The following is a 23,757-nucleotide window of genomic DNA, read 5'->3' as shown; positions in this document are numbered from 1 at the left end:
ATGGATTTGACAGGCGAGGCAGTGCAAATTGCTGCGGTGGACGGCCTGCCCGACGGACAGGTCTCCCAACCCGCTGCTGTCCCTGCGAACGACGCCTACACGGCGCGATTGCACACAAGCCTGGAGGCGGTCAGACCGCTCTGGCTGCGCTTCCAGGCGGATGGTGTCTGCACCGCCCACCAGCATTTTGCCTGGGTCGAGGGGATCGTGGCGCGGCTGATGCCGGCCGGCGCGGAGGCGCTCATCGTCGAAGTGAACAATGCGGTGACCGGCGCGCCCTTGATGCTGGTGCCGCTGATGCTGCGGCCAGCCTTCCGCCATCGGGTGATCGAGTGGCTGAGCTGCGGCGTCTGCGACTATTCGGCGCCGCTGCTGGCCGATGCGAGCGCGTGGACCGCACAATCCGCGCAGGCCGCGTGGGCAGCGGTGCGCTCTGTGCTGCCGCCGGCGGACCGCGTCAACATCATGGGAATTCCGCGGCGGATCGACGGCGTCGCCAATCCACTGGCCTTGCTCGCGGCCACGCGCGATTCCATGCAGACCACTTATGGGCTCGCCATCGACGGCGACCCGGAAACCGTCCTCAAGCGCTTGTGCAGGCCATCCTTCGTCAAGGAATTCGGCAAGGACTGGCGCCGGCTCGAACGGCTCGGCGGCCTGGAGTTTGTCGAGGCCGACACACCCGCCCTGGTCGAGCTCATCTTCGACGGTCTGGTCCGGATGCGGCTCAACCGCTTTCGCGAAATGGGCCGTTTCGACCTGCTGACGCAGGAGCCGGTTGTCGATTTCTATCGAAAAGCCGCCCTGCAGGGCCTGTCTGACGGATCGGTGCGGCTGTTCGGGCTGCGTGTTGGCGAGGCTCTGATCGCCGCTCAATATCTGGTCGTTCATCAAGGCACTGTTCACGCTTTGCTGATAGCGATAGACCAGAATGCGGTTCCCAACGTCTCACCTGGCCTCTTGATCATGGGCAGGCTGATAGGCTGGGCGCGCGAGCGGCGGTTCGATTATTTCGACCTGTCGGTCGGCAACCAGGGCTACAAGGGACATATGGGCGCCAAGGGTTCGGTGCTGGCCGAGCTTCGCCAGGGGGTTACGATGCGTGGCAGTGTCGCGGGCGCTGCCATCGAGTTCCGCAACCGGGCCGAGGCCTTCGTGCGCTCCAACCCAGGGCTGCTCAAGGTGGCCCAGGGACTGATGCGAGGCTTGCGGCGTTTGCGTGGGGGATCCTGATAGCGAGCCGCAATGACAGGAGAAGCATGTGGCAAGCTACGCGATGCGAACGGCTCCGACAGCGGATTTGTCCAATGGCCCGCCTTCCCCGACTGTCGCCGGTGGTGCTGCAACCCAGCGCTTTACGGCCCGGCTGCATACCAGCTTCGACACGGTAAGGCTGCTATGGCTGCTCGTTGAGGCGCATGGCCTGTGTACTGGCCACCAGAGCCTTGCCTGGGTGGAAGGGATCGCCAAACGGCTGATGCCCAAGGGCGCCGAGCTGCTCGTCGTCGAAGTCAACGATGCGGCCACCGGCGCGCCTGCCATGCTGCTGCCGCTGATGCGGCGCCGGGCACTCGGCCACACTGTGATCGAATGGCTGAGCTGCGGCGTATGCGATTATTCGGCACCGCTGCTGGCGGATAAGAGACAATGGACCACGCAGGGCGCCGATACAGCCTGGGCCACTATCCGCTCGGTGTTGCCGCCGGCGGACCGCATCCACATCGCGGGCATCCCGCAGCAGATCCACGGCGTCGCCAATCCGCTGGCGCTGCTTTCGGTGGCGCGCGACTCGATCCAGATCGCCTCGGGCCTCGTCCTTCACGGCGAACCGGAGACGCTGATCAAGCGCATCTGCAAATCGTCCTTCGCCAAGAATTTCCACAAGCATTGCCGCCGCTTCGAACAAATGGGCGGGCTCGCCCTGGTCGAGGCCGACACGCCGGCGCTGACGCAGGAACTCTTCGACCAACTCCTAGAACTGCGACTGAAACGGTTTCGCGAGCTCGGGCGTTTCGACCTCCTGACCCAGGCGCCGGTCGTCGACTTCTACCGCGACGCGGCCCTGCGGGGCCTGACCGACGGATCAGTGCGGGTCTTCGGGCTGCGTGTCGGTCAAGACTATCTCGCCGTCATGTACGCGCTGATCATGAAGGGCACCATGCACGCCCTTCTGCTCGGGATCGATCAGGACGCGGTCGCCAACGCTGCGCCGGGCCTGACCATGATCGGCAAGCTGATGATGTGGGGATGCGCGCGAGGGCTCGACTATTTCGACCTGTCGGTCGGCGGCCAGAGCTACAAGCAGCATGTCGGCGCGTCGAGTTCGGTGCTGGCCGAGCTGTGCGTGCCGATTACGCTGCGGGGCAGTGGCTCGACCGCCTATATCAGGCTGCGCGGGAAGACCGAGCTTTTCATCCGCTCCCGGCCAGGGCTGTTCAAGGCCGTGCAGGGCGCGATGCGCCGTTTGCGGCGGTTGAAGGACTGAAGCCAGTTCACAGCGGCTCGGTATCGAAAAGCAGCATCGCCGCGAGATCGTCGTCGCCGGCGAATTTGCGCCGGTCCGCCGCACAGGCCTTGCCGGTCTCGCTGGCAAAGGCCGAGCGGATGGCCTCCAGGCTGTCGAAATAAAGCGTCGCCACGATGTAGGGCACCTCGCCCTGCAGGACATTCACGATCGGCCGCCGGCTGATCTCGTAGCGTTGTAAGCCGGGAAGCTGCTTGGCCAGCGGCACGTGGATGTCGAAATAATGCCGGTCGAAGGCCGCCGGATCGGCGGGGGTTTTGTAGATGACAAGCATCTTGGCCATTGTGGTGCTCCCATTGTCTGGCGTGCTCGGCGCCGCGATGTTCATCGCCGCCGTAACCAATGTCGTTCCTGGGGAACGGATTTCGACACGGTCTCATGTTTTGATTCAGGCCGATGCCCAGAGCTCTTCAAAAGCCTGGGAAAACTCTGCTGAGCTGCGCGAAATTGACAGGACGGTGCGTCTCCGTCATCCTTGAGGCCAGTCGCCGGGCCGCGGGAGCGGTCGTGTTGCGTGTCAGGGCGACCGAGGGCAGCGTCATGTTCAGTCCCGTCATCGGCCAGAATGCCAAGCGCGCCGCGGTGCGCAAGGCGCTCGACCGCCACAAGGTCTACATCACCGCGCAGAGCTTTTCAGACGGCGCCTACCAGGCGCGCGTGCTGGTCGACGGCGAGGCCTATTGGGTGGATGAGTTCCGGCTGAGCCAGCTGCAGCAAGGATTGACCCCGGCCGAGCTCGAGCTGACGCCGGCTGCTGACGATTGAGGCCAAGTGAACAATCGCGAGTGGTGCAAACGTAGCGCTCTACGGCGCCCCCCTCTGTCCTGCCGGACATCTCCCCCTCTAGGGGGGAGATTGGCGATTTCACCCACCGCGCTATTCCTTCAACGTCTGACATTCGCGAAGGCCGGCGTGAAGTTCGATCTCCCCCCTAGAGGGGGAGATGCCCGGCAGGGCAGAGGGGGGCGCGAAGGAACGAGGCGGTTGTTGGTTTTCGCCAGGCTCGGCTTTTGACATGCCTCCCCCCAAGCTCCAACCCTATCGCGCCAAGCGCGAGTTCTCCAAGACGCCGGAGCCGGCGGGCGGGCTGATCACCGCTCACGGCAACCGCTTCGTCGTCCACAAGCATCACGCCACCGCTGACCATTACGATCTCAGGCTGCAGGTCGGCGATGTGCTGAAGAGCTGGGCGGTGCCGCGCGGACCCTCGCTCAACCCCGCCGACAAAAGGCTGGCCGTCGAGACCGAGGACCATCCGCTCGAATATATCGACTTCGAGGGCGTCATCCCCGAGGGCGAGTATGGCGGCGGGCCGATGATCGTCTGGGATACCGGCACCTGGGCGCCGATGGACGATGTCGAGAAGAGCCTCGGGACAGGCGCCTTCAAGTTCCGGCTGGCCGGCGAAAAGCTCAATGGCGGCTGGATGCTGACCAGGCTGAAGCCCAAGCCCGGCGAGGATGAGAACAAGAAAAACTGGCTGCTGTTCAAGGAGCGCGACCTTGCCTCCGATACCGCACTCGACATTTTGGAAGCGCGGCCGGAAAGCGTGAAATCCGGATTGCGCATCGAGGAGCTGGCGGCGGCCGCGAAACCGGCGGCCAGATCCGCGCCCAAGCCCGGGTCGCTGAAGCCGGCCACGCTGCCCGGCGCGGTCAAGGCGCGGGCGCTGAGCCGCATCGAGCCGCAACTGGCGACACAGGTGCCGAAGCCGCCGGGCGGCGAGGGCCTCGCCGAGAACACAAACGAGCTCTGGCTGCACGAGATCAAGTTCGACGGCTATCGCACCATGGCGCATCTCACCGACGGAGCGGTGAGATTGATGACCCGCGCGGGCCTCGACTGGACGAAGCGCTATGGCGATCTTCCGCATGCCTTTGCCAAACTGCCCTGCCGCGAGGCCATCATCGACGGCGAGATCGTCGTGCTCGATGGCCGAGGTATCAGCCGCTTCGCGCTGCTACAGGATGCGCTGGCCGAGGGCGCCGGCAGCAAGCTGCATTTCTATGCCTTCGATCTCCTGCATCTCGATGGCTGGGACCTGATGAAGGCGCCGCTCCTTCGGCGCAAGGCGCTGCTGGCCGAACTGCTCGGCGGGCTGGGCGCCAACTCCGCCATCCAGTTCTCCGACCATGTCGAAGGTTCGGGGCAGGGGCTTTACGACCAGGCTTCGGAGCTCGGACTGGAAGGCGTGGTCTCGAAGCGGGCGACCGCAACCTACCAGAGCGGCCGCACCAAGAGCTGGACCAAGACCAAGGCGCGGTTGACCGGCGATTTCGTCATCGCCGGCTTCACCATATCCGACGCGGCCGAGGGGCTCGCCGCGCTTGGCCTTGCCGAATTCGAGGATGGCGAACTGCATTATCGCGGCAAGGTCGGTACCGGTTTCGATGCCGAAACCGCCGCCGACTTGCTCGCCCGGCTGGAGCCGCTGACCTTGGGCGCGACCGCGCCGGAAGGCGTGCCGCGCGAGATCATGCGCGAGATGAACTGGGTGAAGCCGTTGTTCTCGGCCCACATCCACTATGCCAACCGCACATCAGACAATGCGCTGCGCCACGCGGTGTTCCGAGGCCTGCGGGATGTCGGCCTGTCGACGCCGGTTTCGGCCAAGCGCAAACGGCTGATCTCGGAGGCGGACCTCGCCACCATCTGGGTGACCAACCCGACCCGGCGGCTGTTCGGCAAGACCGGGCCGACCAAGCTCGACATCGCCGTCTACTACGCGCTGGTCGGCGACTTCATGCTGCCGCATATTCTCGGCCGCCCGGTGTCGCTGGTGCGCTGCCCGACCGGCCTGCCCAAGGACTGTTTCTTCCAGCGCCACGCCTTCACCGGCATGCCGCCTTCGGTGGCGACGTTCGAGGCGACCAATTCCGAGGGCGAGACGAAATCCTACCTCTCGGTCGAAGGCGCCAAGGGCTACCTCGCGCTGGCGCAGTTCGGCGTCGTCGAGTTCCACACCTGGGGCACGCATCGCACCAATCTCGACAGACCCGACCAGATCGTCTTCGACCTCGACCCGGGCGAGGGGATTTCTTGGCGCGAGGTGGTCGAGGCCGCCGTCCACATCAAGGGCGAACTGGAGCGGCTGGGACTGGTGCCCTTCGCCAAGACGTCGGGCGGCAACGGCATCCACATCACGGTTCCGGTGACGCGCAAGCAGAACTGGAAGAAGCTGCACCAGGCAACCAGCGCCATCTCGACCCATCTGGCGGCGACGGCGCCCGACACCTTCACCACCACCATGGGCAAGGAGAACCGCAAGAAGCGCATCTTCATCGACTACCACCGCAACGCGCGCGGCCACACCTCCGCTGCCCCCTATTCGCTGCGGGCACGCACCAACCTGCCGGCCTCGACGCCGGTGAGCTGGGGCGACCTGGAGGCGATCGATGCGCCGCAGGACCTGAACTATTCCTCGCTGCCGGGGTTGTTGGAGACGTCGGGTGATCCCTGGGCGGAGATCGAGGAGTTCGCGCGGGATTTGCCGGTGTTCCAGCCGGTAAGGTAGTGCTGCTAGCTAGGAGCGCAGGTCAGAAGCGTCGCGATCCTTCACACCCCCCTCTGGCCTGCCGGCCATCTCCCCCGCAAGGAGGGAGATCGGCAGCGTCGCCGGTAGTGCCAGTTTTTCAATGTTGGAGATTGGCGAAGGCATTCGCGACATCCAATCTCCCCCCTTGCGGGGGAGATGCCCGGCAGGGCAGAGGGGGGTGCTGTCCCTCCAGCAGAGCATGGTTTCGCCCAGTCCATCGACGGTTCCGACAATTTGAATTATTCTCTCCCCAACGACCTCAAAGACGTCCCGGAAGATTTCGTCAGGGATTTGCCGGTATCGTGCGGGGTCGGTGTAGGATTTCCACGGCGCCAACCGTCCTTCGGACGGAAAGCGCTGCAGTTCTTTGTCAGTGCATGGCCGCGTAGGAGTGTATCATGGCGCCCAGGGCAAGTTGGAAGGGTTATCTCAAGCTCAGTCTGGTGAGCTGTCCGGTGCGGCTGTATCCCGCTACCAGTGCCAGCGAACGCATCTCGTTCAACCAACTGCACAAGAAGACCCACAACCGCATCAACATGAAGCCGGTCGACCCGGAACTGGGGCTCGTCGAGCGCTCGGACCTGGTCAAGGGTTACGAGTACGAGGACAAGCAGTACATCATCATCGATGACGCCGACCTCGATGCGGTCAGGATCGAATCCAACCACACGATGAACATCGAGGCTTTTGTCGACGAGGACGAGGTCGATGTCATCTACCAGGATGCGCCCTATTATCTGGCGCCGGATGGCGCGATGGCGGAGGAAACCTTCGCGGTGCTGCGCGAAGCCATGCGCAAGTCCGGCAAGCTCGCCATCGCGCGGCTGGTTCTATCCAGCCGCGAGCGGGTGGTGACGATTGGCGCGCGCGAGAACGGCATGTTCGTGTGCACGTTGAGGAACCCGAACGAAGTGCGCGGCACGGCTGAATATTTCGGCAATATCCCGGAGGGCAAGCCCGACCCGGAAATGCTCGAGCTCGCCGAAGCGCTGATCAAGCAGAAGGAAACCACCTTCGATCCGAAGAATTACGAGGACCGCTACGAGATCGCCCTGATGGGCATGATCCGCGAGAAGCTCAAAGGGCACAAGCCGATCATCGCGGCAGCCCCCGAGCGTGGCAATGTCATCAACCTGATGGATGCGCTGAAGGCCAGCCTTTCGCAGTCGAAGCCGCCGGCCAAGTCGAAGAGCAAGGCCGATGAAGTCGCCAAGCCGGCCGCCAAGAAAGCGGTAGCGGGCGGTGCGGCCGAAAATCCGCTGAAGGCCAATCTGCTGAAGGCGGTCGGCAAGAGCAAGAAATGACGGCACCCGCCGTTTCGGTTCCAGGCGCCGTCTTCGGCACCGTTGGCGCGCTGGCGGCGTTTCCGCTCCGGCTCGCCGCGCGCGAGGTCGAGCGCCAGCACGGCCAGCTCAGGCGCGGCATCACCCGGCGCACCACGCATGTCGTGTTTGGCCGTACACTTCTTGCCAAGGCCGGATTGACGAAAGGCGGCGATGCCGAGATCGAGCGCCGTGTCGCCGCCGAGCGCGTGGCTGGGCGCATGCTTCTCAGCGAGAACGGTTTCCTGCGCCGGCTCGGGCTGATGAAGGCGCCGGAGGCATCTTCCCTGTCGCGGCAATCGCTGATCGAGCAATCGAGGCTGTCCGGCGCCGATCTTCACCTGCTCTCGCTGTTCGATGCCTTCGAGCATGATGCGGAACCCTATTCCTTCCGCGACCTGATCCTGGCGCGCAAATATGCCGGGCTGGTGGCCGGCGGCGCGACCTGGGGAGCGATCGCGCGCTCCGTGCACCGATCCGGTCCGGTCGCTTCGCTGACCGCCAAGTCGCTCAATGTCGGTTCACAGCACGGCCGACCCGACGCGATCTATCTCGAAGGCGGCCAGAGCGAACTCGACGGGCAGTTGCTGTTCGATCTCGGCGCTGCCGCCAGTGGCGACGACATGCTGGAGGAACTGTTCACCGAGGCCGAAATGGCGGAGGAGGGCGGCGACCATGATGGTGCTGCAGCGCTCTACCAGCGCTGCCTCACCATCGACCCGAGCGATGCCATCGCTGCCTTCAACCGCGCCAACTGCCTGCGCGCCGGCGGCCACGCGGCGGAGGCCGCACATGACTACGCCCGGGCCATAAAACTCGACCCGGCCTTCGTCGAAGCCTGGTTTAACCTCGCGGGGCTGATGAGCGAGCAGGGCCGCGAGGCCTCGGCGCGAAGGCATTTGCAGAAGGCGATCGCGCTCGACAAGACTTATGCCGACCCGGTGTTCAACCTCGCCCGGCTGGAATTCGACGCCGGCAATCTGCTGGAAGCGCGGCGGCTCTGGGTGCGCTATCTGGAGCTTGATGCGGTGTCGGAATGGGCTGGGGTGGCGGCCAAGGGGGTGCAGTTCGTGGATATGCAGCTGGCGCGGACGGCGGGATGATCATGATTGGCGAAGGCCGCGATAGCAGCCAATCTCCCCCCCTTGCGGGGGAGATCGGCAGCGTCGCCGTCGCGCTGGACCTGACCCCATGACCAGCTTCCTCTTCGACGGCTACGACACCGCCCCCGTCACCATCCTGCTCGCCCATGGCGCCGGCGCGTCGATGGATTCTCCCTCGATGACCGCCACCGCCAAGGCTCTTGCCACCGCTGGCTTCCAGGTCGTGCGCTTCGAGTTCCACTATATGGCGGCCCGCCGCTACGGTCATCGCAAGCCACCGCCGCGCGCCGAGACGGTCAACCCGGAATACATCAAGGCGATCGCCGATCTTCGCGCCAGGGGTGTGACTGGGCCGCTGATCATCGGCGGCAAGTCGATGGGCGGGCGGGTCGCCTCGATGGTCGCCGACGAGATGTTCGCCAAGGGCGAGATCGTCGGGTTGGTTTGTCTCGGCTATCCCTTCCATCCGCCTGGCAAGCCCGAGCAGTTGCGGACAAAGCATCTCATCGGGCTGAAGACACCGACGCTGATCTTCCAGGGCACGCGCGACGAGTTCGGCACGCCGGACGAGGTGGCGGGCTATGGGCTTTCCGACAGCATCGAGGTCGTCTGGCTGGAGGATGGCGACCACGATCTGAAGCCGCGCAAGAGTGTTTCGGGACTTTCGACAGCCGATCATTTGAGGACGCTGGCGGAGACAGTGAGGGATTGGGAGACGCGCGCATTGGCTAACCGAGCGGATTTTCGTACAGGTAGAGATCAGAAGAGGTAATTTTGCTCTACATAGTATATGGGAAAGGCAGGCTGCAAACAGGTAGCGCCTTCTTTGCAATGGCGTTGTTAATTTTATGTTGCGTCTTCCTTGCGGCGATGTCCTATTTAGACGTAAGTCATTTACTATTTATCGAATACGCATCATTCATTTTGTCACTTATATACATTTATATTGTAATGAATAACTCAGAAGAATATAGGAATTATTTTTGGTTTATGTCTGATTCAAATCAGATAATTCGGTTCAAGCGGTTCTCTGTTGTGGTTTATTTTATCGGGGTATCATCGGTATTTGTCATGTTCGACAAGTCATACGGAGTATTTGAATCTGCGGTATATTCGATAATTCTTCTTTTTGAAGCTCTAATTTTCCCCGATATTATTCTTTTTATGAAGGGTTCCCATCGACCTCATTTAAATTCCCAATGAAGATCGCCACCTTCAACATCAACAACATCAACAGCCGGCTCGAGAACCTGCTGGCGTGGCTGGCTGCCGCAAAACCCGATGTCGTCTGCCTGCAGGAATTGAAGGCGCGCGACATGCAGTTTCCGCGCACCGTGCTTGCCGATGCCGGCTATGGTGCGGTGTGGAAGGGCGAGCCGACCTGGAACGGTGTGGCCATCCTGGCGCGGGGCGCTGAGCCCATCCTGACCCGCGATGCCTTGCCGGGCGATGATGGGGACAAGCAGAGCCGCTACATCGAGGCGGCGGTGAACGGCATCGTCATTGCCTGCCTCTACGCGCCGAACGGCAATCCGCGGCCGGGACCAAAATTTCAGTACAAACTCGCCTGGCACGAGCGGCTCAACGCACATGCCGAACAACTCATCGACACCGGCCTGCCTGTGGTGCTGGCCGGCGACTACAACATCGTGCCCGAGCCGCGCGACATCTACGCCACCCGCTCCTATGACGACAACGCGCTGGTGCAGCCGGAAAGCCGGGCTGCCTTTGCCGCACTTCTCGAGCAAGGCTGGACCGATGCGTTGCGCAAGAAGCGCCCGAATGAGACGCTCTATACGTTCTGGGATTACCGGCGGAACCGCTGGCCGCGCGATGCGGGCCTGCGGCTGGATCACATCCTCTTGTCGAAGACACTGGCGCGCCGATTGAAAGGGGCCGGCATCGACCGCGACGTGCGCGGCCAAGACGGCGCCAGCGATCATGCGCCGGTGTGGGTGGAGGTGAAGTGAAGCACGCGCCTTGCGGCATCACCACGCCGTCCCTGCCGGCACCATCTGTGCAGCGGCGGTGTCGCAAGCTAGGTTGCCTACTCTTGCAGCCGGGTTGTCCATGAACATCGACAGCAATCGCCGACCGAAGCGTATCTGCCATGCATGATTTCGGCCTCGTCGAAATCATGCTCTCGGCCGCTGCCATCATCGCGGTCGCGGCCTGCGTCGTCTGGCTGTTGCGGCAAGCGCGGTCCCGTCGCCGCACGGCTCGCCGGGCCGATCCGGCCAACGATTATGCCGTGCGCGGCGATTGGGGGCGCAGCACCGGCACCGTCAACTACTCGTCCTTTGTCTATTTCGATGTCGACCGCGACGGCAAATATGGTGTGGGCGACCGGCCGATGGCCGGTATCATGGTGCGGCTGTTCGACGAGCAGGGTGGCTTTGTGGCTTCCGCCAGGACAAACAACGTTGGCTTTGCCAATTTTGCCATGTCGACATCTTCGGCCAATGCCGCGATCCGCTTACCCGGCACCTACGGGTTCTCGGTTTCGGTGCCACCGGGATGGCGGTCGCCCAGTGCCAACGTGACGCAATCGCAGCGTTTCTGGCTGGAGCCGGGCTCGCCCACCGGTCTGGTGTCGCAGGACCTGCCGAGGCCGGTCGGCCTGGCGCCGCCGCGCAGCCTGGCCGGCAGGATGGCGGCGGACGGCGCCGCGACACTGTCGGTGATGGCGAGCGGGCAAGAGCTGGAGAGGCGGGCGCTGGCGCCGGACACGGCCTTCCGGCTCGAGCTTGCCGACGAGGCCGACGCAGTGGTGATCGCCGGCGGCGGCCTCGACCGGCAGCTTGCGCTTTCGCCCTATCCGACCGATCTCGGGCTGATGTCGCCGCAAACGCTGCCTGGCAAGTCGGCGTTGCGCACGATCGGCTTCGACGACGTCACCGGGCGAGGCTTCCGCAAGATCCCATGCGGCCATGCCGGGCTGCAATGGCGCAACCTGAACGCCATGGCGCAGGATCACACCAAGGGCAGCGAAGGCTATGTCAACGGCAATGTCTCGGGCGACCACGTGGCTTATACCAGCAGCGGCTACCCGGCCGAGTTCTGGAGCGAGACGCCGTTCGGGTTCCACTCCGTGCTTTTGAGCGCTGCATGGCTAAAATCGGAAGGGGAGATGGCGCTGATCGAGTGTTGGCTGGGTGAGCAACTGGTGGCCAGCGATGAGCTGGCACTGTCGGCGCTTTCACCGCTGCACTACGCCCCGATGCTCAGAAAAATAACGCGTGTCCGTCTTTCTACGAAACATCATTGGCAGATGGTGCTGGACGATCTGGTGCTGACGCGCTGAACTATTGCGGGCCCGGGTTCGAAGTCACGACCGTGCCGTTAGTCCCGGCCGTGATCAGTTTCAAATTGCCCTTCTTGATCAGAGCAGGCCGCGCGTAGGTCTTCTTCATGGTTCCGTCTCCCCAATATTTCGCCACAAAAAATCAGATGCGTTCCGAAGTCACCGCCCGGAAACCACCACGCCGCCGTTGACCGAGGCGGTGATCAACTTCAAATTGCCTTTCTTGACCAGAGCAGGCCGCTCATAAATCTTCTTCAAGGCTTGTACTCTCCAGAATATTCCCTCTAGAAGTGTGCCACATCGCCGACTGGTGTCAATCATGCTCGCCTGAAGGCCGCCGCCGTGGGGCTTTCCCGCCATTTTTTGCGATGCGTTGATGTCACTGATAATCTGGTCGGACAGGGCGCATCCCTGTTCGGCCGTGCGGCGGAGATGCAGGACAGCGCAGGCCTGGCCCGCGCAAGGTTGTTTTTCGCTTTGCCATCGGGGGTGCAATTGCACGCGGCTCTGGATGACGCATTCTATTGATGGACCAGGGCACACATGGACCGTAGAGGCAGCCGCGCGGCATCTTGTATCTTGGCATTGAAATGGCCGACCGGCAGAATATCGGCCCATTGCTGGCTTTTGCCGGCTGGCAGGAAAGTCGTGATCGCGTCCCAATCGTTTGCCATGGCCGACGCGGACGGGGGGGCGCATTGTTGGGATGGCTCGGGCGTCCGCGTCAACCAGGGCGGCTCGTACCGCCGCGACTGCAACATGACACATTGCGGGGCGCTCGAAACTTCCGCGAAAGCGGAATAGGCAGGAGCTGCGGCGCGGATTCAGCGCTCTGCTTCGCGGGGCAATGGCGCGAAACAGTTTTTCCTGCCTGTTGCATTTGAGCCATGAGACCAAGCAGGACTATCTGGCTTCGGCGCGTGGACGTCTGTTGGCCGTCGCCTTATCTATGGCGACGCCAGCAATCGTTCGGCGGCAGAAAGCGACGTAAGCCCTGGCTTCTTCGTCGACAACCACGACACGGAAAAAATCGTCGTCGGTAAGATCAACTGCAAGTTCTGAGACGACAAGCCACGCCCTTCATCGGTTCGCCCCTCGGTCGGCCGCCTGGATCGATCGGGCTGGCGCGGAAGAGAGAACATGTTGACTGGACGGCTGCTCGCCAAGATAGAGCGCCCCGCCCAGGATGAGGAAAACAATCCCCACCGCCACCAATCCGACCGTCAATACGGCAATCGCCGTACCCGGACCGTGGCCTGTGTTGATGATGATGGACCGATGGGGCACCGCTCGTTTCCTCCGAGATGAGGCGGGTCCGGAGACCTCGCCGCAAAACGGCGGCAAGGGCCAGATGTTCCCGGAGGAGGCCTTATTCGGCCGTTTGCGTTTCCCTGTAGGACCAAGGTCTTAACGGCCGAACGCAAAGGTCCGAGGGGCCCTGTTCGGTTCCGGCAATGTCCATTGGACGTTCCGCTATTTTAGTCAAACGAGATATAATGGTGCGGCGCTGCCGGAGGTAGGAAAGCGTCAAAAAAATAGCCGACGAAGCTTTTTTGCCGGCACTTGCGAGGCGAAAAACAACGTCGTCGAGACGCGGCAAATCACCAACGGCTGATCGGATCAAGTCACGGCTCACGTCTCGTCGAACCCTCCCTCGCGGTTCAAATCACGCCTGATCGCGGCTTCTTCCTCGTCGTCCGGGAGGGCGTCGTCGCTGTCCTGATAGGCGTTGTCATCGTCTTCCTCGGGCAGTTCGCCCTCTTGCTCTGTTCCGTAGCGCATGTCGCCATTTTCCGGCACTGAGTCAGGCAGGATCTGGCCGCCCTTGACCGCGTCCCAGTCCTGCTGCTCGATGGTCGGGCCATCGGCCTCGGGACCGTCTTCTTCCATGTCGGTGCGTGGTTTTTCGCGCGGTGCCATGCCAGCCTCCAATCCTTGAAAGGAGTGCAAGCGAAACTCGGCGTGCCGCCATTTGTTCCCGCCTGATAGCGGTAGGGGTTGCGCCTAATGACCACCGAAGGCTTGCGCGTCAGCCCAGCCACCACCAGAGCGCTGCGACCACCGCCACGATCGCCGCGATCGTCAGCCCCAGCATGATGTAGGAGCCCTTGACGATATCGCGGATGATCTTCTTGATCGTCTCGCGGTCGTTGAGGTTGGGGAACGGCTCGTTGGGCAGCGCCACGCCGAGGAATTCGCAAAGCGGAGCCCAGCCTTCGGTCACCTTGTAGACCAGCAGCTTCTGCGGCGGCACCGCTGCCATGACCTCCTCGACATAGGCGTTGTAGCGCGCCACAGCCTTGGCGCGGTCCTCCATTACACCGTTCAGCGTGCGACCCCACACCAGTTTCCTCGACATATCGCCGAATTTCCGGCCGAACGGCGTCAGCCATTCCAGGATCTTGAACTGCCAGACATTCTCCGTGAAGTAGATTGTGTCGATCGTGCTCTCGTACCAGGCTTCGGCGCCGCGCGGGTGGAGCGTCAGCAGTACCTTGGCATCGGGGTAGGCAACCATCAGTTCCTTCCACACGCAGCAGCCGGGATTGTCCACGGTGGCTGTATAGTTGGCGAACACACGGTTCCAGTCGTGCTGGCTGCCGGGCGCACTGTTGGCCACCTTGCGCCAGAAATCGAGATGACCTTTGTTGGCCTTGTTCAGGATTACTTCCTGCATGTGGTAGGAAGGCAGGCCGAGCCTATTGAGCGCGGCAAAGGTCGACCACGTGCCAGTGCGGCCGAAACCGGCCCCGATCAGTTTGAGCGTCATTTCCCCATCCCTCGGACTTGTTTTCTCCATTACCCCGGTCCGTGAGCATTAAATTGCTCCCGACCGGGCGGTCGCGCAAGAAATTTCGCGAGCTGTTCCGGATCGGGCGATCACATAGTTGCGAAGTCGCTAAAATAATGAAACGTTGTGGGCGGGTAATGGGAATTCAGGCAGGGGAGTCGTTTGAACCGGGGCGGTTTGAGCGATTTTGGGATCGATGTATTTTGGACATTTTCTCGTAGGGATGTCAGTCACGACCGTCGTTATCGCGGTCTGGACCTATCTGGCCACCGGTTCTTTCTGGGAGGCACTCGCCTGGACGGTCGTGACATTGCTTGTCCTGCAGGTTGGATACTTCATGCTCGTCGTGCGGCTGATCTACAGGCGCGCGCATCATGCCGCGACAAGCGAGGATACGGTGAACGCTGTTCCGCCGCTGCATCGGGATGGTGTCTGGTTCTGAAGGCCGACATCCGGGATCGATGATGTCCGGGTGGATCAGGAGTGCTTTTCGCTACCGGCCCATCCATTCGCGCGTGCACAGGGCAAGCCGGCAAAGGGCGCCATCAGCGAGAGAACGGCAAACGTCAGCCACGCCGTCCGATTGCTGGAACCAAGGTGCCAGAGCCGGCGTTTCCCTGATGTGACCGGTGAGGCTGCCACCTCCGCCGGCGCCGTTAAAGGCTCGTCCTGCTCCCGGCAGGGCGGGCCTTTTTCGGGTGCGGCGAAGGGGTATCCGGGAACGACGCGGCGCGCTCCACGTTAGCTGTAGCTAAGGCAATAGGCAGACCAGATCGAATTCACTCCGTGAAGAAGTACGGCCCGGCGCGCTTCACGGTGAAAGTATTTTTCGCTTATATTTTTCACGAAAAATGTAATCTCTGAAAATAACCTCTGAGGTCTGCGTGATCCATATATAATCACAATGTTGTCAACGGCGGAAATTCTCATCAGTTTGCCTGAATGGCGCATTTATTCCAAAAATCGAGATGGAACCTCGCGACGGTGGCGGAGTTTTCCTGCAGGGCGGGTTTGAGATATCCAACCATGGAGGTTTGTTATGAAACACTATCTTGCTACGAGTGCGGCTGCTGCGATCGTCCTGATGGGTGGTATTGGCACGGCCTTGGCGGAAACCGTCGTCGTGCAGCCACAGGATGAGACAGTCGTCCGCGAATACGTGAAGAAGGAGCCGCTGGCGTCGGTGAACCTTTTGGGCGTCGAGCTCAAGCTCGGCTCGCCTGTGCCGGACAGGGTTGAATTGCGCGAGGTACCCAACGTCAGGTACCGCGTCGCCGTGATCAACGACCAGACCGTCCTGGTCGACCCCGACACGCGCGAAATCGTCGAAGTGCTGCACTGATCCGTGGCCTGGCCATGAAAGAGGGTGCGACACCGACTAACTGATACCGGCCCAACTCTTGGGAAAAGCCCGCCGCGGCTTCGTGGCGGGCTTTCTTTTGAAGCGGGCCTTGCCGCCTATTCGGCGGCGAGCTTGTCCTGCGTCTCCGTGTCGAAATCGCTGGCGTCATGGCGCTCGTGCAACTGCAGAGCCGGTTCGCCGAAGGCGCGGTTGACCATGCGGCCGCGCCTGACCGCCGGCCGCTCGTCGATCGCCTTCGCCCAGCGCTGCACGTGCTTGTATTCGTGCACCGAGAGGAATTCGGCGGAATCATTGTACATGCGGCCAAGCGCCAGCCCGCCATACCAGGGCCAAACCGCCATGTCGGCGATCGAGTAATCCTTGCCGCCGAGATACTCCGTTTCGGCCAGCCGGCGGTCGAGCACGTCCATCTGGCGCTTCACCTCCATCGAGAAACGGTCGATGGCGTATTCGAATTTTTCCGGCGCATAGGCGTAGAAATGGCCGAAGCCGCCGCCCAGATACGGCGCCGAGCCCATCTGCCAGAACAGCCAGGACAGCACCTCCGCCCGCGCCGGCTGTTCGGTGGGCAGGAATTCGCCGAACTTTTCGGCGAGATAGACGAGGATCGAACCGGATTCGAAGACGCGCACCGGCGTGGCGCCGCTGCGATCCATCAAGGCCGGGATTTTGGAGTTGGGGTTGACCTCGACGAAACCGCTGCCGAACTGGTCGCCATCGTTGATGCGGATCAGCCATGCATCGTATTCGGCGCCTTCGTGGCCGCGCGCCAGAAGCTCCTCCAGCATGACCGTCACCTTGACGCCGTTCGGCGTCGCCAGCGAATAAAGCTGCAGCGGGTGCTTGCCGAAGGGCAGCTCTTTGTCATGCGTCGGCCCGGCGATCGGCCGGTTGATGCTGGCGAAGGCGCCGCCACTCGGCTTGTTCCAGGTCCATACTTTCGGCGGGGTATAGTCGGTCATGTCGGGCCTCGTGGCGTGATGGGGGAGACAGAACGGGATCGGGGGCGGATCCACCTACAGCTAGGGCTGCGGAGCGGGAAGTTCAACTTGCGTTGAACTATTGTCAATATAGAGCGCCGGCTCCTTCCTTCTCCCCGGAGGCCCGCTCTTCGCAGGCTCACAGCTCTTCAGGTGTTCAGCCCCTTCAAAAGGTCCACTGGACCTTTTGATCCGGGCTCCCCGCTCTTCAGGTGTTCAGCCCCTTCAAACGGTCCATTGGACCTTTGATCCGCCCGAAGGCGAACCGGATCTTCACCATTCGAAGCTCGAAAAGCCAGGCAATTGGCTTTTTGTCCGCTGCGCGGACCGCTTCTCACCCCTTGCACCATCCCCTCCAAGGCATACCTATAGAACAAGCCGCCAGGGCATTCGCATCGCAGGACAAAATCATGACCGCCAATCCCAATCCGCGCTCCGTCGTTGCCGTGCGCGCCACCGTTCCGGAAGACGCCTTCACGGCGGGCGCGCTGGGCACGCTCAGGGAAGGCAGCGGCGTCGTCATCCGCGACGATGGGCTGGTGCTGACCATCGGCTATCTCATCACCGAGGCCGAGGAGGTCTGGCTGACCACGCATGACGGCCGTGTCGTCCCCGCGCATGCGCTGGCATACGACCAGGAATCGGGCTTCGGCCTGGTCCAGGCGCTGGCGCCGACCGGCCTGCCAGCGGTGGCGCTGGGCGACGCCGGCAAGGCCAGGATCGGCGATGCGGTCGTGCTTGCCGACGGCATCGGCCGAGCTGTCGAGGCCAGGATCGTCACCAAGCAGGAATTCGCCGGCTATTGGGAGTATCTGCTCGACGAGGCGATCTTCATCGCGCCCGCGCATCCGTCCTGGGGCGGTGCGCCGCTGTTCGGAGCCGATGGCGCGCTGCTCGGCATCGGCTCGTTGCGCCTGCAGATGAGCCGCGCCGGCGAGGTCGCCGATATAAACATGATCGTGCCGATCGATCTTTTGCCGCCGATCCTCGACGATCTCTTGACGCGCGGCCAGGTGGCCAAGCCGCCGCGGCCCTGGCTTGGCGCCCTGTCGGCCGAAAGCGACGGCCAGGTGGTGGTGATGAGCGTGACCGAAGGCGGCCCGGCCGCCAAGGCCGGCCTGCGCGAGGGCGACGTCATCTCCGAGGTTCGCGACGGCGCGGTCGATGGGCTCGCCGATTTCTATCGCAAGCTGTGGGACAGCGGCTCTGCGGGCGCCGAGATCCCGATGCGGGTGGTGCGCGACGGCCGCGAGACCTGGCTGCGCGTCAAATCCGCCGACCGTGGCAGTTTCCTGAAAAAGCCGCAGCTGCAGTAGGCCTTACCATTTCGGCCAGGCGATGCATCCAAGACTGCTCAAGACCTTTCTCGCCGTGGCGCGAACCCGCAACGTTACACGCGCCGCCGAGGCCGTCCATCTCGCGCAGTCGAGCGTCAGCGACCAGGTCCAGTCGCTCGAGGCCGAGCTTGGCGCTGCCTTGTTCACGCGTTCGAAGGCCGGCCTGGAGCTGACCCCGGCGGGACTGGCGTTGAAGCCCGTCGCCGAAGAGCTGTTGCGGCTCGACGCAGAGGCGCGTGCGGCTGTGCAGGCGGCGGCCGGGCAGACGAGCGGGCAGGTGACCGTCGGTGCGCTGGAGACGATCGCCTCGGCTCGGCTGGCGCCGTGGCTGCCCGGGTTCCAGGCCCGCCACCCCGGCATCATCGTGCGGATGAAGGTGGCAGGCAGCGGCGCGCTGCTGCGCCAGCTGGAGGACGGCGATATCGATGTCGTCTTCTGCTTCGAGCCTCGCCATTTCGCGAAGGACGCTTCCGATCAGCGTTTCGCCAGGCGTACGATAATAGCCGAACCGCTGGTACTGGTCGCGGCTCCGGGGCAGGGCACCGCCCCAGGCGACATTGCCGCGCTCGCCAAACTGCGGTTCGTGGCGACCGAGCCCGGATGCATCTACCGGCACATGGTCGACACTGCCTTTGTCGAGGCGGGTGTCGATGCGCCAGAAATTGCCGCCGAAGTCGGCAGCATCGGCGTCATTGCGCGGTTGGTGGCCGCCGGCGCGGGTTTCGGCCTCGTTCCACGCATTGTTGTCAGCGATGCGATCGCACGTGGCGACATCGTCGAACTGCCATGGCCCGGTTCGGCGCGGGCGGCGCCGCTGACGATGATCTGGCGACGCCGGCGCGTCCAGCCGGCGGCGCTCCGGCAATTGCTTGCCGCCGCTCGCGATACGCTTATGCCAACTGAGCGTTCAGGAGCTGAATCGACGAAACACTCCAATGCCTTGTTTGCAAACAGTTCCTGATGTCGGGCCATGCTAGTTCGAAATCTGCCAAAGCATTTCGCGTGCTGCGGAGTTGGATTGAAGGTGCGGTGATTCGGAAGATTCCAAGCCGCAACCCTCGCCACAAGGACAGATAGGGAATATGGTTCCCGATCGCTTGCTGGACCTTAGCTGGCGAATGAGAGGAAGACTCCGCTTTAACCAAAGCGCGCTTCTAGGTCTATTCCGTGCGCTCTCACACAATTGCCACCTCGGCCGGCCTCTCCTAGCGCGACTTCGGCCGCTATTGCATTCATCACTGAAGGAGATCTCAAACTTTTCACTGGAGGAGAAGTCATCATGCATCATCTTCCGAGACGTGAATTCATCGGTCAAGGCGGCGCGGCTCTCGCGGCATTGGCGTTCTTTCAATCACGGGTTGCCCACGCTTTTCCAACTCGGGCCGGCGAGAAAGTCATCAAATGGCTCGATCAGCTCCCGCCAAACCCGGTTCCAGAGGTCATCAAAAATCAGCTTGTCTGGGAGGATCTCGATTCCTGGGTGACGCCCAACGACAGGTTCTTTTCAATCGCGCATTTCAACCGTCCGGTCATCGACGAAAGCAAGTGGAAACTCGAAATCAGTGGTCTGGTCAACAAGCCGACAGCGCTAACACTCGCCGACATTAAGGCTCGCCCACGTCAGGAAGTTACGTTCACGGTCGAGTGTTCGGGTAATACCGGCCTGCCGTTTTTCAACGGCGGCATCGGCAATGCGCGCTGGGCCGGCACGCCGCTGGCCCCGATCCTTAACGAGGCGGGGGTCCTTGACAGTGGTATCGAGGTTGTTTTTTGGGGTGCTGATAAAGGGGAAATCAAGCGAGCCGACGATGTCAAGTTCACGCAGAATTTCGCCCGCAGCATGTCGCTCGCCGACGCCATGGATCCCAAAAACATCCTTTGTTATGAGATGAACGGTACTCCCTTGCCCCCTGACAATGGCTTCCCGTTGCGGCTGATAGCGCCCGGCTGGTATGGGATCGCGAACGCGAAATGGCTTCAGCGTATCGACGTGCGCGACCAGCGCTTCGAGAACCGTTTCATGGGACGCGACTACGTCACGCTCCGCGAGGAAGATCACAACGGAGAGACAGTATGGGTGGAAACTTCTGTCGGGCGGGCGCGGTTGAAATCGGCACCGGCCCGGGTCACTCATATCAGCAATGACTATCGTATTGTCGGCGCCGCCTGGGGCGGGCCCATCGACCGGGTCGAGGTGAAAGTCGACGACGGGCCGTGGATGCGAGCGACAATCGACGACACCGACAAGGCGGACTTCGCCTGGAAGATGTGGTCCGTCGACTGGCCCAAGCCCTCTGCCGGGGAGCACACCGTCACCTCGCGTGCGGTTAGCACTGGAGGGCAGGTCCAACCCGCAATGGACGATCCCATCATCGCCAAGAAGCGTACTGGGAAAGCAATGGCCAGGTAACGCGGCACGTCAACATCGTTTGAGAAGCCGTGCTCGAGATTCTTGGGCGAAGCGCATGCGCGAGACTCGCGTGCGCTTTCGCCGAGGGCAGCGGCGATACTGAGCCGACAAATCGCTTGCGTAGGCGTGGCGCGCGGACCTACTCTGAACAGTTTTGGCGAGCCCAACCCGGCACGCCGCCGGAATGGGTAGCCCGCTTAGACGGGAGGCTACCATGAAAGTTGCATCGCTACTTGCAGTCGGCTGGATCGTATCCTGCGCAATCGCCCCCTTTGCTTCGGCAGAGGACGCGCGCACTGTGATCACTCCCAGCGAGGTTAAGTGGGGTCCTGGACCCAAAACGCTCCCTGCTGGAGCACAGTTGGCAATCCTGTACGGCGATCCGACCAAAGAAGGTCCGTTTGCCCTTCGGCTTAAATTGCCGGCTGGGTATGCGATCGCGCCCCACACGCATCCAGGGCTTGAAGTTGACACAGTAATATCGGGAACCGTTAATCTTGGCATGGGCGAGACCGCCGACCGGAGCACCGCCAAAGCAATTCCTGCGGGCAGCTATTTCGCTTTGCCGCCGGGCATGGCGCATTTTGCTTATTTCGACGAAGAGACGGTACTCCAGCTCACCACTAATGGCCCGTGGGGCATAAAGTACATTAATCCAGCCGACGATCCTCGAAAGACGAAATAGTTCGAGGGCTTAGATCGAACTACCCCCGCCGCGCTCGGCGGCGGGGTGCCATAGCCGAGGCAGGTTGAAGTGGATACCCAAAGTGGGACTCAGGCTGTGGGTCCGAGCGGATTTTCAAACTAAACCAGCCGATGCCCGCCCTCGACATGCAGCGTCGTTCCCGTCGTGAAGCCGTTGCCGATCAGGAAGGCGATGGCATTCGGGCTGGCCGATCCGCCCGACGGGCAGCCGCTCGGCCATCGCACCAAGCATTTCGGCCTTGTTGTCGCCGGCGACCTGCGTCCAGATCGTGGTGTCGACCCAGCCGGGCGACACGGCGTTGACGCGGATGGGCGCGAGTTCCACCGCCAGCGCCCGCACCAGCCCTTCGAGCGCGGCATTGACAGCGGCAACGACCGAGCCGCGTGCGGCCGGGCGGTAGGCGGCGATGCCGGAAACGAAAGTCATCGAGCCGGCAGGTGTAAGTTGTGGCGCACCATGCTTGGCCAGCAGCAGCGGACCGAAGAGCTTGCTCTCGACCACGCGTAGCGCCGCCTCTAGGTCAAGCTCCGGCAGCAGACGGTAGGCGCCTTCGATGTCGGCGGCGGTGCTGACGATGTGGTCGAGCCCGCCGACGCGCTGGAAAAGGGCTGTGACCTGGTCTTCCTGCGTGAGGTCGACAGCGGCCACATCCAGATTGGCGGGGCCGCCCAACGCCTGGCGCGCCTCTTGCAATCTCTGCTCACCTCGTCCGGCGATGACGACTTCCGCACCGGCCTCAACACAACGCCTGGCCAGTGCCAAGCCCATGCCGGAGCCGCCGCCGACGATCAGGATTTTCTGGTTCGGAATGCTCATTTCGCTCTGCCTTTGCTTGGAGGGACAAGGGCAGGGGATTGGCAGGCCAGGGCGCCAAGGGGAAACGGAAGAAACCGATGGTGTTATCGGAGATGCCGATAATGCCAGCCGCGCAGCGGTCTCGTTCAGCGCACCAGGGCTGTCCCAGACGACAAACACCGCAGCGCTGCCACCGGTCTGACCCCGGCCGGAGGGCGGGGCGCCGCTTATTCCTGGCAGGCGGTGAAGGCGTCGCCCGAATTCCAGTCCTTGAAGGCGACGATCCGGCCTTCGGCCGACACGGTCTTGTGCTTCGTGCTGCCGTCCGGCTGCTGCTTCGAGCAGGCGCCCTCGCCGGTCAGCACATTGTAGTCATAGGCGCTGGCGACATTCTCCTTGAGGTAATCCTGCGAATCGTAGGCGAAGCCGGCAACGATGAAGGTGCCGTTGCGGTAGGCGATGGTCAGCGCCTGGTTGGTGCGTTCGCTGCCGACTGGCGGTGCCGGCAGATAGAATTTGATCGAGCCGTTGGGCAGCATCGTCAGTTCCGGCTCGGTGTCGGAGTTCTCGTAGCCCGGCCGGTCGTAACCGTTCCACTCGCCACCGATCTGTTCGTGCACGGTTTCGACCGGCTTGAGGTAATTGTGCTCCTTGTCCCTGAGGAAGAAATGGATGTCCATCGGATCGGAGGGCTCGGTCTCGATCACCATGGCAAGGTCCGGCGCACCGTCGCCGTTGAAGTCACCGGTCAGCGCGGTGATGATCTTCTGGGTTTCGATCGGTTCGGCCAGCGCCGTAGTGGGGAGCAGGAAAGCAAGAGCGAAGAGCAGGTATCGCATGGCGTGTTCCGAGGGTGGGAGGGAGACGCGTCCAAGAGGACCATCGCAGGTCTTGCGGGATTTTACAGCAGGGCGGCGGTCATGCGTTGCCTTGCGCAACGAAGCGCAAGGCTGCTCATTCTCCGCAATCGGTAAAGCTGGCCCCGCTATCCCACTCGGCGAATGGCACCACCTTTCCTTCCACCGCCACGGTCCTGTGCATACGGGTGCCATCCGGCTGCATCTTGCTGCTTTTGCCCTTGCCGGTCAGCAGATTGTAGTCGCAGTCGCTGGCGACATTGTCCTTCATGTAGTCATGATAGTCATAGGCAAAGCCGGCGACGACGAAGCCATTGTTGCGCCAGGCGATCGTCAGCGTCTGGTCGGTCCGCGCGCCGTTGGACGGTATCCCCGGTATGTCGAGCTTGATCGAGCCGTTTGGCAGCGCGGTCAGCTCCGGCTCGATGTAGGACGCCTCATAGCCTGGCCGGTCGTAGCCGTTCCATTCGCCATACATCTGCTCCTGCACGATGCCGGCAGGTTTGAGAAAATTGTGTTCCTTGTCCCTGAGGAAAAAATGCATGTCCATGGCAGCGCCGGGTTCCGTCTCGACGATCATCGCCAGGTCGATGGCGCCGTCGCCGTTCCAGTCGCCGGTGGCCGCGGTGATGATTTTTTGGGTTTCGATCGGTTCGGCGAGGGCAGTTGCGGGGAGCGCGAGGACAAAAGCGAGGAGCAGACATTTCATGGCGCGTTCCCCGACAGTGAT

Annotated in this window: 24 protein-coding genes and 1 pseudogene; 16 read left to right on the top strand and 9 right to left on the bottom strand. The window is 62.5% G+C overall.

The window, feature by feature from the left end; genetic code table 11:
* Both FJ978_RS28900 and FJ978_RS28895 read left to right on the top strand, forming a co-directional pair.
* Positions 1 to 1,233: a GNAT family N-acetyltransferase gene (locus FJ978_RS28900; RefSeq protein ID WP_181180440.1), complete on the top strand. Its 1,233-nt coding sequence runs from the start codon at positions 1 to 3 to the stop codon at positions 1,231 to 1,233.
* 28 nt (positions 1,234 to 1,261) lie between these two features.
* Positions 1,262 to 2,485, top strand: a complete 1,224-nt coding sequence (locus FJ978_RS28895; RefSeq protein ID WP_140576070.1) for a GNAT family N-acetyltransferase — start codon at positions 1,262 to 1,264, stop codon at positions 2,483 to 2,485.
* 7 nt (positions 2,486 to 2,492) lie between these two features.
* On the opposite strand, the gene FJ978_RS28890 is transcribed toward FJ978_RS28895, so the two are convergent.
* Complete coding sequence (locus FJ978_RS28890; protein ID WP_140576068.1) at positions 2,493 to 2,807, bottom strand: EthD family reductase; 315 nt, start codon at positions 2,805 to 2,807, stop codon at positions 2,493 to 2,495.
* Between FJ978_RS28890 and FJ978_RS28885 the strand changes: the two genes are divergently transcribed.
* From FJ978_RS28885 to FJ978_RS28845, 8 genes are all read left to right on the top strand, one after another.
* Positions 2,800 to 3,003 (top strand): hypothetical protein, encoded by a 204-nt coding sequence (locus FJ978_RS28885; protein ID WP_140576066.1) that lies wholly within the window; start codon positions 2,800 to 2,802, stop codon positions 3,001 to 3,003. The two genes, FJ978_RS28890 and FJ978_RS28885, sit on opposite strands and share 8 nt — an antisense overlap.
* Before the next feature lie 61 nt (positions 3,004 to 3,064).
* Positions 3,065 to 3,289 (top strand): hypothetical protein, encoded by a 225-nt coding sequence (locus FJ978_RS28880; RefSeq protein ID WP_140576101.1) that lies wholly within the window; start codon positions 3,065 to 3,067, stop codon positions 3,287 to 3,289.
* 250 nt (positions 3,290 to 3,539) lie between these two features.
* Positions 3,540 to 6,038, top strand: a complete 2,499-nt coding sequence (gene ligD, locus FJ978_RS28870) for a DNA ligase D (RefSeq protein ID WP_140576064.1) — start codon at positions 3,540 to 3,542, stop codon at positions 6,036 to 6,038.
* Between the two features lie 419 nt (positions 6,039 to 6,457).
* Positions 6,458 to 7,363, top strand: coding sequence for a Ku protein (locus FJ978_RS28865; RefSeq protein WP_140576063.1), 906 nt, complete (start codon positions 6,458 to 6,460; stop codon positions 7,361 to 7,363).
* Positions 7,360 to 8,484, top strand: a complete 1,125-nt coding sequence (locus FJ978_RS28860; protein ID WP_140576061.1) for a tetratricopeptide repeat protein — start codon at positions 7,360 to 7,362, stop codon at positions 8,482 to 8,484. Before FJ978_RS28865 ends, FJ978_RS28860 begins: the two co-directional genes overlap by 4 nt.
* An 88-nt stretch (positions 8,485 to 8,572) precedes the next feature.
* Positions 8,573 to 9,256: an alpha/beta fold hydrolase gene (locus FJ978_RS28855; RefSeq protein ID WP_140576060.1), complete on the top strand. Its 684-nt coding sequence runs from the start codon at positions 8,573 to 8,575 to the stop codon at positions 9,254 to 9,256.
* Positions 9,257 to 9,683: 427 nt separating this feature from the next.
* Positions 9,684 to 10,454 (top strand): exodeoxyribonuclease III, encoded by a 771-nt coding sequence (locus FJ978_RS28850; protein ID WP_140576058.1) that lies wholly within the window; start codon positions 9,684 to 9,686, stop codon positions 10,452 to 10,454.
* Between the two features lie 140 nt (positions 10,455 to 10,594).
* The gene (locus FJ978_RS28845) at positions 10,595 to 11,788 is read left to right on the top strand and encodes a hypothetical protein (RefSeq protein ID WP_140576057.1); all 1,194 of its coding nucleotides are present in this window, start codon (positions 10,595 to 10,597) and stop codon (positions 11,786 to 11,788) included.
* Between the two features lies 1 nt (position 11,789).
* Here FJ978_RS28845 and FJ978_RS32995 read toward each other — a convergent pair whose 3' ends face one another.
* From FJ978_RS32995 to FJ978_RS28830, 4 genes are all read right to left on the bottom strand, one after another.
* Positions 11,790 to 11,897, bottom strand: coding sequence for a putative RiPP precursor (locus tag FJ978_RS32995; RefSeq protein WP_210241452.1), 108 nt, complete (start codon positions 11,895 to 11,897; stop codon positions 11,790 to 11,792).
* Between the two features lie 50 nt (positions 11,898 to 11,947).
* Positions 11,948 to 12,046, bottom strand: a complete 99-nt coding sequence (locus FJ978_RS32990; RefSeq protein WP_210160833.1) for a putative RiPP precursor — start codon at positions 12,044 to 12,046, stop codon at positions 11,948 to 11,950.
* 1,374 nt (positions 12,047 to 13,420) lie between these two features.
* Positions 13,421 to 13,708 carry a hypothetical protein gene (locus tag FJ978_RS28835; protein ID WP_140576055.1) on the bottom strand — a complete coding sequence of 96 codons (288 nt, stop codon included), beginning with the start codon at positions 13,706 to 13,708 and terminating at the stop codon, positions 13,421 to 13,423.
* Between the two features lie 109 nt (positions 13,709 to 13,817).
* Complete coding sequence (locus FJ978_RS28830; protein ID WP_013894332.1) at positions 13,818 to 14,558, bottom strand: sulfotransferase family protein; 741 nt, start codon at positions 14,556 to 14,558, stop codon at positions 13,818 to 13,820.
* A gap of 244 nt (positions 14,559 to 14,802) precedes the next feature.
* Between FJ978_RS28830 and FJ978_RS28825 the strand changes: the two genes are divergently transcribed.
* Together FJ978_RS28825 and FJ978_RS28820 are read left to right on the top strand one after the other, a co-directional pair.
* Positions 14,803 to 15,021, top strand: coding sequence for an exopolysaccharide production repressor protein (locus FJ978_RS28825; RefSeq protein ID WP_246678221.1), 219 nt, complete (start codon positions 14,803 to 14,805; stop codon positions 15,019 to 15,021).
* Between the two features lie 597 nt (positions 15,022 to 15,618).
* On the top strand, positions 15,619 to 15,921 hold the full coding sequence (locus FJ978_RS28820) for a DUF1236 domain-containing protein (protein ID WP_013894334.1): 303 nt from the start codon (positions 15,619 to 15,621) through the stop codon (positions 15,919 to 15,921).
* Between the two features lie 116 nt (positions 15,922 to 16,037).
* Here the strand turns inward: FJ978_RS28820 and yghU are convergent, their stop codons facing one another.
* The gene (yghU, locus tag FJ978_RS28815; RefSeq protein WP_140576051.1) at positions 16,038 to 16,904 is read right to left on the bottom strand and encodes a glutathione-dependent disulfide-bond oxidoreductase; all 867 of its coding nucleotides are present in this window, start codon (positions 16,902 to 16,904) and stop codon (positions 16,038 to 16,040) included.
* A 428-nt stretch (positions 16,905 to 17,332) separates the two neighbouring features.
* On the opposite strand from yghU, the gene FJ978_RS28810 reads away from it, so the two are divergent.
* From FJ978_RS28810 to FJ978_RS28795, 4 genes are all read left to right on the top strand, one after another.
* On the top strand, positions 17,333 to 18,238 hold the full coding sequence (locus FJ978_RS28810) for a S1C family serine protease (RefSeq protein ID WP_023780715.1): 906 nt from the start codon (positions 17,333 to 17,335) through the stop codon (positions 18,236 to 18,238).
* Between the two features lie 22 nt (positions 18,239 to 18,260).
* Complete coding sequence (locus tag FJ978_RS28805) at positions 18,261 to 19,220, top strand: LysR family transcriptional regulator (RefSeq protein ID WP_140576049.1); 960 nt, start codon at positions 18,261 to 18,263, stop codon at positions 19,218 to 19,220.
* 318 nt (positions 19,221 to 19,538) lie between these two features.
* Positions 19,539 to 20,669, top strand: coding sequence for a sulfite oxidase (locus FJ978_RS28800; RefSeq protein WP_246678220.1), 1,131 nt, complete (start codon positions 19,539 to 19,541; stop codon positions 20,667 to 20,669).
* A gap of 214 nt (positions 20,670 to 20,883) precedes the next feature.
* Entirely contained in the window at positions 20,884 to 21,354 is a 471-nt protein-coding gene (locus tag FJ978_RS28795; protein ID WP_140576047.1) for a cupin domain-containing protein, read from the top strand.
* Between the two features lie 119 nt (positions 21,355 to 21,473).
* Here FJ978_RS28795 and FJ978_RS28790 read toward each other — a convergent pair.
* The 3 genes and pseudogenes from FJ978_RS28790 to FJ978_RS28780 all read right to left on the bottom strand — a co-directional run bounded on the left by FJ978_RS28790 (position 21,474) and on the right by FJ978_RS28780 (position 23,736).
* Positions 21,474 to 22,191, bottom strand: a pseudogene (locus tag FJ978_RS28790) (SDR family oxidoreductase).
* A 206-nt stretch (positions 22,192 to 22,397) separates the two neighbouring features.
* Entirely contained in the window at positions 22,398 to 23,009 is a 612-nt protein-coding gene (locus FJ978_RS28785; RefSeq protein WP_140576045.1) for a hypothetical protein, read from the bottom strand.
* Positions 23,010 to 23,124: 115 nt separating this feature from the next.
* Positions 23,125 to 23,736: a hypothetical protein gene (locus FJ978_RS28780; protein ID WP_140576043.1), complete on the bottom strand. Its 612-nt coding sequence runs from the start codon at positions 23,734 to 23,736 to the stop codon at positions 23,125 to 23,127.
* Positions 23,737 to 23,757: the final 21 nt, after the last annotated feature.

The organism is Mesorhizobium sp. B1-1-7 (assembly GCF_006442705.1).
GTDB lineage: Bacteria > Pseudomonadota > Alphaproteobacteria > Rhizobiales > Rhizobiaceae > Mesorhizobium > Mesorhizobium opportunistum.
This window is presented reverse-complemented; position numbering and strand designations above follow the sequence as displayed.